The organism is Streptomyces sp. NPDC058092, from assembly GCF_042884935.1.
GTDB lineage: Bacteria > Actinomycetota > Actinomycetes > Streptomycetales > Streptomycetaceae > Streptomyces.
Map to the genome: position 1 here is coordinate 126,862 of NZ_JBHVSY010000002.1, position 13,515 is coordinate 140,376.

The 13,515-nt window shown below is 69.9% G+C and carries 12 protein-coding genes and 1 tRNA gene; 9 read left to right on the plus strand and 4 right to left on the minus strand.

Annotated features, from left to right (window positions below):
* Positions 1–31: 31 nt before the first annotated feature.
* Both ACFVV1_RS04295 and ACFVV1_RS04300 read right to left on the minus strand, forming a co-directional pair.
* A tRNA-Ser gene (locus tag ACFVV1_RS04295) sits at positions 32–118 on the minus strand.
* A gap of 50 nt (positions 119–168) precedes the next feature.
* On the minus strand, positions 169–1,701 hold the full coding sequence (locus ACFVV1_RS04300) for a trypsin-like peptidase domain-containing protein (protein WP_389984234.1): 1,533 nt from the start codon (positions 1,699–1,701) through the stop codon (positions 169–171).
* A 219-nt stretch (positions 1,702–1,920) separates the two neighbouring features.
* Between ACFVV1_RS04300 and ACFVV1_RS04305 the strand changes: the two genes are divergently transcribed.
* The 3 genes from ACFVV1_RS04305 (at position 1,921) to ACFVV1_RS04315 (ending at position 4,657) form a co-directional block, all read left to right on the plus strand.
* Positions 1,921–2,754 (plus strand): glycerophosphodiester phosphodiesterase, encoded by an 834-nt coding sequence (locus tag ACFVV1_RS04305; RefSeq protein WP_389984237.1) that lies wholly within the window; start codon positions 1,921–1,923, stop codon positions 2,752–2,754.
* A 53-nt stretch (positions 2,755–2,807) separates the two neighbouring features.
* The gene (locus ACFVV1_RS04310) at positions 2,808–3,413 is read left to right on the plus strand and encodes an ATP-binding protein (protein ID WP_389984240.1); all 606 of its coding nucleotides are present in this window, start codon (positions 2,808–2,810) and stop codon (positions 3,411–3,413) included.
* Between the two features lie 278 nt (positions 3,414–3,691).
* The gene (locus ACFVV1_RS04315; RefSeq protein ID WP_389984243.1) at positions 3,692–4,657 is read left to right on the plus strand and encodes a DUF5926 family protein; all 966 of its coding nucleotides are present in this window, start codon (positions 3,692–3,694) and stop codon (positions 4,655–4,657) included.
* A 758-nt stretch (positions 4,658–5,415) separates the two neighbouring features.
* On the opposite strand, the gene ACFVV1_RS04320 is transcribed toward ACFVV1_RS04315, so the two are convergent.
* Positions 5,416–6,144 (minus strand): bifunctional DNA primase/polymerase, encoded by a 729-nt coding sequence (locus ACFVV1_RS04320; RefSeq protein ID WP_389984246.1) that lies wholly within the window; start codon positions 6,142–6,144, stop codon positions 5,416–5,418.
* Between the two features lie 663 nt (positions 6,145–6,807).
* Between ACFVV1_RS04320 and ACFVV1_RS04325 the strand changes: the two genes are divergently transcribed.
* Positions 6,808–8,136, plus strand: a complete 1,329-nt coding sequence (locus ACFVV1_RS04325) for a PP2C family protein-serine/threonine phosphatase (RefSeq protein WP_389984249.1) — start codon at positions 6,808–6,810, stop codon at positions 8,134–8,136.
* Between the two features lie 140 nt (positions 8,137–8,276).
* Complete coding sequence (locus ACFVV1_RS04330) at positions 8,277–9,740, plus strand: aminopeptidase P family protein (RefSeq protein ID WP_389984252.1); 1,464 nt, start codon at positions 8,277–8,279, stop codon at positions 9,738–9,740.
* 66 nt (positions 9,741–9,806) lie between these two features.
* Here the strand turns inward: ACFVV1_RS04330 and ACFVV1_RS04335 are convergent, their stop codons facing one another.
* Positions 9,807–10,334 (minus strand): ATP-binding protein, encoded by a 528-nt coding sequence (locus ACFVV1_RS04335; RefSeq protein ID WP_389984255.1) that lies wholly within the window; start codon positions 10,332–10,334, stop codon positions 9,807–9,809.
* Between the two features lie 259 nt (positions 10,335–10,593).
* Between ACFVV1_RS04335 and ACFVV1_RS04340 the strand changes: the two genes are divergently transcribed.
* From ACFVV1_RS04340 to ACFVV1_RS04355, 4 genes are all read left to right on the plus strand, one after another.
* A complete protein-coding gene (locus ACFVV1_RS04340) occupies positions 10,594–11,397 on the plus strand; it encodes a hypothetical protein (RefSeq protein ID WP_389984258.1) in 804 nt (267 codons plus the stop codon).
* 209 nt (positions 11,398–11,606) lie between these two features.
* Positions 11,607–12,335: a YcnI family protein gene (locus tag ACFVV1_RS04345; RefSeq protein WP_389984261.1), complete on the plus strand. Its 729-nt coding sequence runs from the start codon at positions 11,607–11,609 to the stop codon at positions 12,333–12,335.
* 63 nt (positions 12,336–12,398) lie between these two features.
* Complete coding sequence (locus ACFVV1_RS04350; RefSeq protein ID WP_389984264.1) at positions 12,399–13,055, plus strand: SCO family protein; 657 nt, start codon at positions 12,399–12,401, stop codon at positions 13,053–13,055.
* On the plus strand, positions 13,052–13,501 hold the full coding sequence (locus tag ACFVV1_RS04355; RefSeq protein ID WP_389984267.1) for a copper chaperone PCu(A)C: 450 nt from the start codon (positions 13,052–13,054) through the stop codon (positions 13,499–13,501). The genes ACFVV1_RS04350 and ACFVV1_RS04355 overlap by 4 nt, the downstream gene beginning before the upstream one ends.
* Positions 13,502–13,515 lie beyond the last annotated feature (14 nt).

Genomic DNA, 13,515 nt, shown 5'->3' on the forward strand with positions numbered 1-13,515 from the left:
CTTCCGACCAGCATCTACGCTGACCTGCAAGCGGTGGGTGTGGGATTTGAACCCACGGTGACATCGCTGCCACGACGGTTTTCAAGACCGTTCCCTTAGGCCGCTCGGGCAACCCACCCCGCGTCATCGGTCCATGGACCGCGGTTGACGCGAGAACAGCCTAGCCGGTCAGCTGTCGCCCTTGCGCTCCCCCAGGGTGACTTCGGTCGTTGCCGTCCTGCCGTCGCGCTTGTAGGTCACGGTCACCCGGTCGCCGGGCTTGTGGGTCCAGATCTCACCGATCAGGGTCGGACCGCTGTCGATCACGCTGTCGTTGAACTTCGTGATGACATCGCCCGCCCGGAGGCCGGCCCTGGCCGCGGGGCCGTCCTTCGACACGGCTGCCGTACCGCCCGCGCCCTGGTCGGAGATGACCGCGCCGCCGGTCTTGTCGTCCATCATGACCGTGGCACCGATCACCGGGTAGACCGGCCGGCCGGTCTTGATCAGCTGCTGGGCGACGTTCGTCGCCTGGTTGATCGGGATCGCGAAGCCGAGGCCGATGGAGCCCGCCTGGGTCTGACCGACACTGCTCCCGGCCGACTGGATGGCGGAGTTGATGCCGATGACCGCGCCGCGCGAATCGAGCAGCGGGCCGCCGGAGTTGCCCGGATTGATCGAGGCGTCGGTCTGCAGGGCGCTCATGTACGAGTTGCTGCCACCGGAACCGTCACCGGAGGCGACCGGCCGGTTCTTGGCGCTGATGATGCCCGTGGTCACCGTGTTGGACAGACCGAACGGGGCGCCGATCGCGATCGTCGAATCGCCGACCGCGACCCGGTCCGAATTGCCGAGGGACAGCGGGGCGAGCCCCGACGGCGGGTTCTTCAGCTTCAGAACGGCGACGTCGTAGCCCTGCGCCCGGCCGACCACCTCGGCGTCGTACTTCTTGCCGTTGGAGAACGTCACCGTGAGCTGGCCGCTGTCCGCCGCGGAGGCCACCACGTGGTTGTTCGTGAGGATGTGGCCTTCCTTGTCGTACACGAAGCCGGTGCCCGTACCGCCCTCGCCGTCACCGCCCTGCGCATCGATGGTGACCACGCTGGGCAGCGCCTTGGCGGCCACGCCCGCGACCGTGCCGGGGTCACGCTTGAGGTCCTGCGGATCGGCCGACGCCGAGACCGTGGTCGAGCCGTTGGAACCGCCGTTCCGGTCGGCCGCCCAGTAGCCGAGGGCGCCGCCGATACCGCCGGCGACCAGCGCCGCCACCACCACCGCGGCCACCAGGGCGCCGCCCATGCCCCGCTTGCGCGGGCCTTCGGGGGAGTGGAGCTGAGCCGGGGCGCCCCAGACCGGACCTCCGCCGTCCGCGCCGTGGTGCGCGTACGCGGGGACGGCGGGAGGGGGCGGGGGCCAGTTGGCTTCGGCGGCCGACTGGAACCCGGGGGCAGGCGTGGCCGGAATGGGAGCTGTGTGCGCGGTCGCGTCGGCCGGTTCGCCCGTCGGGGGGAGCGGCTGCCGCGCGGTTGCCGCGTCCGGCGCCTCCGGGTGCGCCGGGGCGGGCGTGGGTCCGTGTGGGGACGCGGGCGTGGGTCCGTGTGGGGACGCGGGCGTGCTCCCGGGCGACCCCTGAGAAGCGTCGGCCGGCACTGGAGGTGTGGACGGAACGGACGGAACGGCCTCGCCCGCAGTGCCCTCGTTGCCCTCGTTCTCTGTGCTCACAGCTTTTTACTCCTCGGTTCCACATCATTTTCGGCAAGAGATCCGCTGTGTACGTGTCCCGGGACAGCTTTTCCCACGGCACGTCAGGCCACTGTAAGCAGGACCTGTGCATCCGCACGCCCATCTTTACATCCGGCAAAACGGGCACCCGGTGCGAGGCGCGTGCTGTCGCGGCGCGAGCTGTACCCAGCACTCCCTCCTCGGTGACACCATGACGCAGTGACCCACGCACGGCAGCAGTCCGCACACCCTCCCATCCAGGTCATCGCCCACCGGGGCGCGTCCGACGACGCCCCCGAGCACACCCTGGCCGCATACCGGAAGGCGATCGAGGACGGCGCCGATGCCCTGGAGTGCGATGTACGGCTCACCGCCGACGGGCACCTCGTCTGCGTACACGACCGCCGGGTGAACCGCACCTCCAACGGCCGCGGCGCCGTCTCCGCACTGGAGCTCTCCGAGCTCGCCGCCCTCGACTTCGGCTCCTGGAAGGACCGCGAGGAGTCGGAGTCCCCGGACTGGGATCCGGTGCCGGGGGAACTCACCTCCGTACTCACCCTGGAACGGCTGCTCGAACTGGTCACCGAGACACGGGCCGCCGGGCGCCCGCTCCAGCTGGCCATCGAGACCAAGCACCCCACCCGCTGGGCGGGTCAGGTCGAGGAGCGGCTGCTGCACCTGCTGAAGCGCTTCGAACTCGACGCGCCGCCGGCCGACGGCCCGTCCCCGGTGCGGATCATGAGCTTCTCGGCACGCTCCCTGCACCGCATCCAGGTCGCGTCGCCCACCCTGCCCACCGTCTATCTGATGCAGTTCGTCTCGCCACGTCTGCGTGACGGGCGGCTGCCGGCGGGGGCGCGGATCGCCGGTCCGGGGATGCGGATCGTACGCAGCCACCCCGGCTACATCGAGCGCCTGCACCATGCGGGGCATCGTGCACACGTCTGGACGGTCGACGAACCGGAGGACGTGGAGCTCTGCATCGATCTCGGAGTCGAGGCAATCATCACGAACCGCCCGAAACAGGTTCTGTCACAACTGGGACGCCCTTAACACCAGTTACACGGAGTACACCGGCGCATTCGAACCGTATTCGATCGTTACGAGTGCGTCACCAGCAGGCGATTGGCCGGTTTCCGGCCCAGTCCAGGGGGGCATCCACTCCGTGGCGTGGGGCAAAGGAGGTCTCGGGGGTGGCGTTGGTGGTGGCACAGGAAGTGCCCACGTCGTCGAGCATGGCCGTACCCCATGGCCCTGCGGGCGTGGGTCGGGCGCGGCATCGGATGCGTGAGCAGTTGCGCAGCTACGGGGTGCCGGATTCGGTCGTCGACGATGCTGTATTGATCCTTTCCGAACTACTCAGCAACGCCTGCCGGCACGGCAGGCCACTGGGGCGACACACGGATGTGGGTGACGGCGACATCCGCGCCGCATGGCGCGTGGACAGAACGGGCGGGCTGACCGTCGAAGTGACGGACGGAGGCGGTCCGACCCGACCGATTCCGGCCACACCGTCGGTGACGGCGCGCGGCGGCCGCGGGCTCAACATCATCAGCGCGCTCGCCGAGGAGTGGGGCGTGCGCGACAGCGTTTCCGGCGAAGTCACCGTGTGGGTCCTCGTCAGCGAGGGGCACGGGCGGGTGTCCGGGGTACCGGATGCATCAGGGCTCGACGGGCTGGGCTTCGCGGACGCCTTCGACGACGTGGGCTGACGTTCCCGCACAGGCACGGGTACAGGTACGGACACGACTACGGGGCCGCGCACAGCTACGGGTACGGGCACGGGAGTGTGCGACGACTGCGGTACGACCACCCGCACCGGCACACGGATCGGTGGACGGACGTACGGGCGACCAGGCCGGCGGGCGTACGCGCGGGCGTTCGGCACCTCTGCAACCGCCGGGCACGCGGGCGCATGTGCCCCGGACGCGACGCGGGCCGCTAGGCTCGCGGCCCAGACCGCACTGTCGCAATCGGGAGAAAGCCCACCATGGCCAAGAAGCGCCCTCAGACCAAGGCCGGGAAGCAGCAGCTCAAGGATGGCGAGATCCCGGTGGTGGGGGCTCGCGAGCCCTGCCCGTGCGGTTCGGGCCGCCGCTACAAGGCGTGCCACGGCCGCGCCGCCGCCCAGGCCGTGACCGAACTCGTCCACCGGCCCTTCGAGGGGCTGGCCGGTGAGTGCGACTGGGTCGCTCTGCGCGAGCTGGTGCCCGCCGCCACGGTCGAGCTGACGCTGAAGGGCGGGCTGCCCGAGGGCGTGCCTTCGGTAACGCTCGCGACCGTCCTTCCGATGGCATGGCCGGCGCTCCGCCGCGACGACGGTTCGGTGCTGCTCGCCCTGCAGAACGACACCCCGTCCGGTGACCTCAGCCGTGACCTCGCGGACACGCTGCAGCGGGCGCTGGCCGCCGAGCCCGGTTCGCCCGTGGCCGCCCGGCGCGCACCGGCGGAAGGTCCGCGGCTGCAGGACCTGCTCGACCCCGGCGCGGCGTTCGAGCCCGCGGTCCGCTCCGGCTTCGAGTTCTGGGTTCCGGACGCGGAGAACGCCACGCCCGAGGTGTCCGCGTCCCTGGAGCGGGCGAACGAGGCGGCGATCCCGACGTCGCGGCTCTCCGGCGTGGACGCCGCGTACTGGTGCGAGACCCCGGAGAAGAACCACCTGCGCTGGGTCATGCCCCACCCCGAGGAGCAGCTCCTCGACGCGCTCGCCCGGCTGCACGCCGCCGGCACCTCGTCGCTGGGCGAAGGGACGCGGCTGGTCGGTTCCTTCCGGGCGCACGGGCTGATGGTCCCGGTCTGGGATCTGCCGCGTGCGATGGGGGCCACGGAGTGCGAGAAGCCCGCGGCCGAGCTCGCCGAGCGGCTGACCGCGGCGCTCGCTTCGGACGCTCCGCTCACCGCCGAGGAGCGGCGGGCCCGCGGCGGGCTCACCAACCGCCAAGTGACGCTCAGCTGACAGTGACGATTCCGGGGCCGTACAGTGATGCGCGTCACAACTCCCCGTACTCGCAGGTAAATCGCTGTCCGAATACGTGAGATCGAATTTGCGAACGGCAGATCTCTTGTTACCGTTCTAGAAGCCCGGTCGCTGGTGCATCCCCCGTCGCCAGCGATCGGGCATCCTCATTTCCGGATACGGCGCACACAGCGCACGACGCGGAACACGAGCCCGCGCACGACTCCCCCGCCGGTACGGACGCCCCGGGCCACCGAGCCCCTCCCTGCGCGACCGGCCCCGGCTTCCCAGCACCTGCGTGCCGCCGTCAACTCGGCACGCCAGGGCCCTGATTGACGGCACGTCCGCCTCCACGGCGGCCGGACACCCGGAAATGCTCAGCGAATACCCTTCCGCAGAGTTAGTCGAATAAATTTTCGAAGAATCCTTCCAGGAAGATTCGGAAGATCCATCAGAAAACCCTGCGTCGACCCACTTTGCAGCGGCAGGCTTTGCATGGACCGACAAGAGAACGAGGGTGGAGAGAACCGGGGCGGAGAGAGGATCCGGAAAAGTCGCCCGGCCTCATCCGCAGACACCCGTCGACCCCCATAGACCCCGTGGATACCTGTCGCCACTGTCGACAGGTATCGGTTCCGCCCGAATTCCTGACGGCCTGACGGGGATATCGACGGAATATGAACGCCCCGGCCCCGCACGCCCCTTTTGTTACGTCGACTCGGGTCGGCTCACGCCCGAATGAGTGAGCCGACCGCCCGTCAGTAGGCGAGCCGGCTGCCGCCGTCCGGTGCTCCGTTGCTCGCCTCGACCAGCGCGTCCAGCACCGCACCCACATCCGGCAGCCACGGCGCGGCGGGCCCGGGGACGGGGACGGAGGCTCCCCGGTTCGAGCGCGGCCGGGGGCCCGCTGCGGGAGCCCGCTCCCAGCGCACCTGCCCCGCCCCCACCTCGGACGGCGGAAGAACGAGATAGCCGCCCTCGCCGTGGAATCGCAGCGAGCTGGGCACCCAGTCCTGGGCGTGCAGCAGCTCACCGAGCCGTTCGAGGGTGTACGGGGCGACCAGCAGCGACCACCGGGTCGGCGTCGCCACCACGGGTCCGAGCCGCGTGCCCATCCTGTCCAGCTCGGCCAGCGCCCGGGCGGCGGCCACGGCCGGCAGGCTCAGCGCGCACGGGGCACTGCCGCCGGTGGCCAGCACGATCGGAGCGGTGGGGCGGTTCGCCCACCACCAGCGCACCATGCGCTCGTCGGTGGTCGCCGCGAGGAGACCGGGATCGAAGGGGTGTGCGCCGGGTACGACGCACTCGGGATCGGGACAGGCGCAACCACGGCCGCGGTCACCGCGGCCACCGGCCGCCTCCGGTCCCACTCCGGGGAGCACGGGCCACTGCCATGCGGTGGCACAGGTCAGGACCGCGTCGAGCTGGGCGGGCCTTCCCCTGCGCCGGAGCCGGAGCCTGCGTCGCCTACCGAGGATCTCGCGCATGAGCGCTCGTTCCTTTCCGTTGAACGCCGAGGGTCCACATCACACCACGCGTACGTCACAACACGCGTTCATCACTTCACTGTGCGTACATGCTCTTCAAATCTGCGGTACGGGTGGGTCGTCGGTACCGAGCATGGGCCGAGCCTGGTCGAGCAGGGGCGAGACGGGTCCGGACACGATCATGGCGAGGAGCGGCGCACGTATCGCGCCTGTCGTCCCACGGTGCAGACCCCGCCACTCGGGGGTGGGGCGCGGCCGTCACAAGAGAGGACGTCCGGGCCCGCTGCCGGGTTCCGGGGCGATCAGAACTGCCCCTGGTCATCATCGATTACGTACCCAGCATGCCCGAAACGACGCTCCCTCCGGGACTTCACCCCGAGAACACCCCTTGTCGAGCACACCCAGTCGACCGCAAATAGCCGCCACAGGGTGCATTTTTCAGCCAACTTGACAGTAGCCCGGACACCATAAATCCCGCAGGGACAATGCTGGACATCGCCTTACTTGTGCGTGTACATGTGGATGCTACGTGTACATGTGGATGCACTGATAGCGGCGCAGAATGACATGGGGGTTTGCGATGCTATTCGACGAATCGCACCGGCGGGAAAGCCGACTGCCATGAGCGCCCCGCACCTGCCGAAAGTGGCTGGAATCGATCCCATGGTTCCTGTTTCAGCGCACACTGCCGGTTCTCTGTCCGGAGTACCGGCCGCCCCCGGAGCCTTCATCCAGGACCGGCTCGCTGCCTGGATCTCCGATCTCACCACGCTCCACGAACTCACCGAGCGACTGGCCAGAACCAGCACACTCGACGACGCCCTGCATGAGCTGCTGGACGCCGGAGCCGCCCTGGTCGGCGCCCGTCGCGGACTGGTCGTGTTCGAACCGTCCGACCGCCGCGGCCCCGTCAGCACCATCGGCCTCGGACTCGCCCACGCCGAGCTCGGACACATCGAGACGGTTCCGCGCAGCGCCACCTCCTACGGCCGGATCCTGGAAGGGCTCCCGGACACCGAAGGCGCCCTGACCATCCCCGATCTGCTCGGCGACAGCAGCCTCGACCCCCGCCGCCGCGAGGTCGCCGCCCGGCTCGGATACGCCGCCAGCCACGCCCTGCCGCTCAGCGCCGAAGCGACCGGCAGGCTCGGTGCCGCCGTCTGGTTGTACGACGAACCCGCCGAACCGCTGGAACGCCAACGCCATCTCCTCGACCTCTACGCCGGACACGCGGGCGAGCATCTGGCCAGGCTGCTGGAGCTGGAGCGGGCCAGGGCCGATGTCGCCACCGTCACGGAGGAGCTGCTGCCCACCCGGCTGCCCCGGGTCCCCGGCGTACAGCTGGCCGCCCGCCATCGCACGGCACCGCAGGGCGGCGGCGACTGGTACGACGCGCTGGCACTGCCGGAAGGCGCACTCGGTCTCGCCGTGGGCTCGGTGAACGGCTCCGGGCCGAGCGCCCTGGCCGCCATGGGCCGGCTGCGCGCCGGTCTGCGGGCGTACGCCGTGATGGAGGGCGAGGATCCGGTCGCCGTGCTCTCTGATCTGGAGCTGCTGCTGCGGCTGACCGAACCCGCCCGTTCCGCCACCGCCCTGTTCGCCTACTGCGAACCCGCCCGTCGCACGATCCTGCTGGCCGGCGCCGGCCACACCCCGCCCCTCGTGATCGGCGACCGGCGCACCGAGTTCATCGAGACCTCGGTCTCCGCGCCACTGGGCATGCTTGCCTGCTGGGAGGCGCCCAGTGTGGAGATCACCCCGGCGCCCGGCGAGACCGTACTCCTCTACACCGACGGGCTGCTGCGCCGTACCGGCGACTCGATGGACCGGGCGTTCGCACGGCTCCACTCGGCGGCGGCGCGCGTACCGAAGGCGCTGCGGGACGACGCCGGATCCGTCGCCGACCACGTACTGCGGACCGTCCTGCCCGACGTGCTCGACCAGGACGACAGCGCGGAGGACGTGGTCATTCTGGCCGCACGCTTCGACTGAGAGCTCTACGGCCTGCCCCGGCCGACTCGTACGGCCCGCCCCGGGCCGGACTCCGTGTAACAGGTCTTCCGGCCCTGTGCCCCCTTCCGTACGCCCGTACGATGGACGGGGTCCAGTGTCGTATCAAGGAGAGACAAGTCGTGGCTGAGGAGCTCACCCCGGAAACCCCGGAGACCGAGGAAGAAGAGACGGTCAAGCAGCGGAAGAACGGCCTGTACCCGGTCGTCTCCGATGAACTCGCCGCGAACATGAAGTCCGGTTGGGCCGATACGGAACTCCACGGCCTCGAACCGATCGCCCAGGCCGAGCACACCGCCGCCCGCCGTGCCGCGCTCTCCGCGCGTTTCCCCGGTGAGCGTCTGGTCATCCCCGCGGGCCACCTGAAGACCCGCTCCAATGACACCGAGTACGCCTTCCGTGCCTCCACCGAGTACGCGTACCTCACCGGCGACCAGACCCAGGACGGCGTCCTCGTCCTGGAGCCGACCGAGCACGGGCACGAGGCGACCATCCACCTGCTGCCGCGCTCCAACCGCGAGAACGGCGAGTTCTGGCTCGACGGCCAGGGCGAGCTCTGGGTGGGCCGCCGTCACTCCCTCGCCGAGGCCGAGCAGCTGCTGGGCATCCCGGCGAAGGACGTGCGCGAGCTCCAGTCCGCGCTGACCGAGGCCACCGGCCCGGTCCGTAACGTCCGCGGCCACGACGCCGGCATCGAGGCCGCGCTGACCGACAAGGTCACCGCCGAGCGCGACAAGGAACTGCGCGTCTTCCTCTCCGAGGCCCGACTGGTCAAGGACGCCTTCGAGATCGCCGAACTGCAGAAGGCCTGCGACGCCACCGCACGCGGCTTCGAGGACGTCGTGAAGGTCCTCGACAAGGCCGAGGCCACCAGCGAGCGCTACATCGAGGGCACCTTCTTCCTGCGCGCCCGCATCGAGGGCAACGACATCGGCTACGGCTCGATCTGCGCGGCCGGCCCGCACGCCACCACCCTGCACTGGGTGCGCAACGACGGCCCGGTGCGCTCCGGCGAGCTGCTGTTGCTCGACGCCGGTGTGGAGACCAACGACCTCTACACCGCCGACGTGACGCGCACCCTTCCGATCAACGGCACGTTCACGCCGCTGCAGCGGAAGATCTACGACGCCGTGTACGAGGCCCAGGAAGCCGGCATCGCGGCCGTCAAGCCCGGTGCCGACTACCGCGACTTCCACGACGCGGCGCAGCGCGTACTCGCCGAGAAGCTCGTCGAGTGGGGCCTGCTGGGCGACCTGTCCGTGGACAAGGTCCTGGAGCTGGGCCTCCAGCGCCGCTGGACGCTCCACGGCACCGGCCACATGCTCGGCATGGACGTCCACGACTGCGCCGCCGCGCGCACCGAGACGTACGTCAACGGAACGCTGGAGCCCGGCGTCTGTCTCACGGTCGAGCCCGGTCTGTACTTCCAGGCCGACGACCTGACCGTGCCCGAGGAGTACCGGGGCATCGGCGCCCGGATCGAGGACGACATCCTCGTCACCGAGGACGGCAACCGGAACCTCTCCGACAAGCTGCCGCGCCGGGCCGACGAGGTCGAGGCGTGGATGGCTCGGCTCAAGGGCTGATCCGAAAGGCCCGGCCTGCCCGGCAGGCCCGGTCACGGGTCTTCCACGCGTCGAAGGACGCCCCGCTCAGGACACCATGAGCAGGGCGTCCTTCCGCCATTTCAGAACCTTGTCGAAGCTCACCACGGCTCCGCGGCCGGGACGGTTGCCGAAGTGCACATGGTCGGCGAGCTGCTCGATCAGACAGAGCCCCCGGCCGTCCTCCGCGCCGAGCGACGGGTACTGCAGGGGATCGCGCTGCTGCGCGGACGTGCGCAGCGTGCGCCTGGCGGGGAAGCCCGGCCCCGAATCGACGACTTCGATACGGCACTTCTCGCCGTCCAGATAGGCGGTGACCCGGTACTGCCCGGAGGCCGTCCCGGGCAGCTCGTCCCATACGTCCCACGGATCCCGGTCGTCGCTCTGCTCGCCCTGGACCCTGTGGTCGCCGCCGTGCTCAACGGCGTTCGCACAGGCCTCGGTGAGCGCGACCGAGAGGTCGAAGGAGATCTCCGGATCCACGCCTGCGGTCTCCATCGTGCCCAGCAGGAAACGACGGGCGAGCGGAACGCTCGCAGCCTCGCGCCGCAAATGGAGGGACCACCAGATGCTCATGCTCCAGCCTCCTGGCTGCGGCTCGACATACCGATACGTATTGCCGCGCAGGGGCGTTCGTAAGCACAGACCGGATGTGAGACCGCTCATTCGGCGGATACCAGCACTCCGTACACCCGTGTATGCCGAACCCGGCCGATCCCCCCACCCGGTGTCCGAACCCGGCCACAGCGGCCCCGGCCCCATCCAATCGGCTGGAAGGTGACCTTCCGGACCTGCCGTACGGAGGCCCGGGGCGCGGTGCGATGATGGCCCCGCCATGTCTATGCCTGTCGCACGCGCCGGAGCCGGTCTGCGGCTCCTGAGGGCCGCGGTGTTCACCGCGGTCTGCATCGCGCTGTCCGCGGCAGGTCACTCCCTGGCTTCCTCCGCGGCCGTCCCCTGGTGGACCCTGCTCGCCGGCTTCCTGGGGGTCTTCGCGGTGGTGGCACCGCTCGCCGGACGCGAGCGCTCGCTGCCGTCCATCGTCGCCGCGCTGGCCGGCGGACAGCTCGCCCTGCACACCCTCTTCGGCGTGGGGACGCATCCCGCCCCGACGGACACCGCGGCGGGCGACGACCCACTGATCCGGTTCGCGGCAAGCCTCGTGTGCGGCATGGGACCGGCGCAGTTGAACGCCGCCGAAGCGCACCGCATCGTCACCACCGCGGGCATCGACCCGGCGTCGGTGGCGGCCCGGGGCCACCAGCACATGGCCTCCGCAGCCGTCTCGGACCCGGCCGGCCTCGCCGGTCTGCTGCCCAGCCTGCCCATGCTGCTCGGCCACCTGCTGGCCGCCGTGGCCAGCGGCTGGCTGCTACGACGCGGCGAGATCGCCCTGTTCCGGCTGGCCCGGCTGTCCGCACACGGCGCGCAACAGGTCGCGGCCGGGGCCCGGCTGCGTGCGCTGCGCGCCGCGCTCGCGCTCGTGAACGCCCTGCGCGCCGGGCTTCCCGGGGGCCCGGCGACCGGGCCGCGCATCCTCCGTACCGCGGCCGACGCCCCGTCCCCCGCCACCGGGGACCCGTTGCAGCACATGGTGATCAGGCGCGGGCCGCCACCCGCATACGCACTCGCAGCCTGACGCGACACCCTCCGCCCGACGCACGCACCACTCGGCGCACGCACCGCTCGACGCACGGACCACCCGGCGCGTATGAGCCGGTGGTGCACAAGTCGGTGCCGTACACGCCGTGCACGCACGCCGCATATGGGGAAGAGGTGTCGCGATGCCGTCGCGCACCCGCGTGCCGGACCACCTTTTCTTCGTGCTTCCGTGGAGTAATCCCTGTCATGAACGTTTCCCGCATCGCCCTCGCCGGCGGCGTCGCCGCGTCCACCGTGCTGATCCTCGCCGGTACGGCCTCCGCGCACGTCAGCGTGCAGCCGCAGGGTGAGGCCGCCAAGGGCGGCTACGCCACCGTCAACTTCAAGGTCCCCAACGAGCGCGACAACGCCTCGACGACCAAGGTCGAAGTCAACTTCCCGACCGACCACCCGCTGGCCTCCGTCATGCCGCAGGCCGTGCCCGGCTGGGACGTCCAGGTCACCAAGAGCAAGCTGGCCAAGCCGCTGGACATGCACGGCCAGAAGATCAGTGAGGCCGTCTCCAAGGTCATCTGGACCGCCACGGGCGACAAGAACGACCGCGGCATCCGCCCGGGCGACTTCCAGCAGTTCCCGCTCTCCATCGGCCAGCTCCCCGAGGACGCCGACCAGTTGGTGTTCAAGGCCATCCAGACGTACGACAACAAGGAAGTCGTCCGCTGGATCGAGGAGCAGAAGGACGGGGCCGAGGAGCCCGAGAGCCCGGCGCCGGTCCTCAAGCTGACCGCGGCGACCACCGGCGAGCACGGCGCGAGCGCCGACGCCACCGCGCAGACCGCGGACAAGCAGACGACGGCCGCGGCGGCCGCGTCCTCCAGCGACACCACGGCCCGCGTCCTCGGCATCGTCGGCATCGTCATCGGCGTCGCGGGTGTCGCCTTCGGCGTCCTCGCAGGACGACGCCGCGCCGCCTGATCACAGCCCCACCAGTCCCACGCAGCCCCACAGCCCCACCGACCCATCAGGAATCAGTGCTCCATGCGTAAGAAAACTGTGCTGGCCGCGGCGTTCGTCGCCGCGGCCGCACTCACCCTGTCCGCCTGCGGCAGCAGCGACGACAGCGGCGCGAAGAAGCCCATCGCCGATGTGTCCGTCCAGCCCAAGACCAAGGCCGCGACGGTACTCGACCAGCCGTTCACCAAGCCCGACCTCGTCCTCACCGACACCCACGGCAAGAAGTACGACCTCCGCGAGCAGACCAAGGGCAAGCCGACGCTGATCTACTTCGGCTACACCAACTGCCCCGACGTCTGCCCGCTCATCATGAGCAACATCGCCATCGCCAAGAAGTCGCTTCCCAAGGCCGACCAGGAAAAGCTCCAGGTCGTCTTCGTGACCACCGACCCCGAACGGGACACCCCGTCCTCGCTCAGCAGCTGGCTCAAGTCCCAGGACGCCTCCTTCATCGGCCTCACCGGCGACTTCCCGGCCATCCAGGCGGGCGCACGCCAGATCGGCATCGGCATCGACGCGCCGAAGAAGGAGAAGGACGGCACCATCGTCTCGATGCACGGGTCCCAGGTCATCGCGTTCTCCCCGAAGACCGACAAGGGCTACCTCGTGTACAGCGAGGACACCTCGCCCGACGACTACACGAAGGACCTCCCCAAGATCGTCAAGGGGGAGAACCCGTGAACCGCCGCACCACCCTCGCCGGCGCCGTCGCCCTCGCCACCGGGCTGACGCTGGCGGGGTGCTCGTCCTCGGACAGCAAGCCCGAACTGAAGGTGACCGGCGCATTCATGCCGCAGCCCGTCAGCGACATGGCGGCCGGTTTCCTCGTCATACGGAACAGCGGCGGCACCTCCGACCGGCTCACCTCGGTCACCAGCTCACTCTCGGACGACATCACGATCCACGAGACGAAGAACCAGACGATGCGCATGGTGACGTCCTTCGAGGTGCCCGCGGACGGCGAGCTGGATCTGGAACGCGGTGGAAGCCACATCATGTTCATGAAGCTCAAGCAGCAGCCCAAGCGGGGCGAGAGCGTGCCCGTGGAGCTGCACTTCGAGAAGGCCGAGCCGATAAAGGTCGACCTTCCCGTGAAGGAGACCACCTACAACCCGAAGAAGCAGTGAGGGACTGACTCGCC

Excerpts from the sequence above, each read along its gene's own strand:
- ACFVV1_RS04315 (WP_389984243.1), top strand. The coding sequence starts at position 3,692 with ATGGCCAAGAAGCGCCCTCAGACCAAGGCCGGGAAGCAGCAGCTCAAG.
- ACFVV1_RS04320 (WP_389984246.1), bottom strand. The coding sequence starts at position 6,144 with ATGCGCGAGATCCTCGGTAGGCGACGCAGGCTCCGGCTCCGGCGCAGG.
- ACFVV1_RS04325 (WP_389984249.1), top strand. The coding sequence starts at position 6,808 with ATGGTTCCTGTTTCAGCGCACACTGCCGGTTCTCTGTCCGGAGTACCG.
- ACFVV1_RS04335 (WP_389984255.1), bottom strand. The coding sequence starts at position 10,334 with ATGAGCATCTGGTGGTCCCTCCATTTGCGGCGCGAGGCTGCGAGCGTT.
- ACFVV1_RS04340 (WP_389984258.1), top strand. The coding sequence starts at position 10,594 with ATGTCTATGCCTGTCGCACGCGCCGGAGCCGGTCTGCGGCTCCTGAGG.
- ACFVV1_RS04345 (WP_389984261.1), top strand. The coding sequence starts at position 11,607 with ATGAACGTTTCCCGCATCGCCCTCGCCGGCGGCGTCGCCGCGTCCACC.
- ACFVV1_RS04350 (WP_389984264.1), top strand. The coding sequence starts at position 12,399 with ATGCGTAAGAAAACTGTGCTGGCCGCGGCGTTCGTCGCCGCGGCCGCA.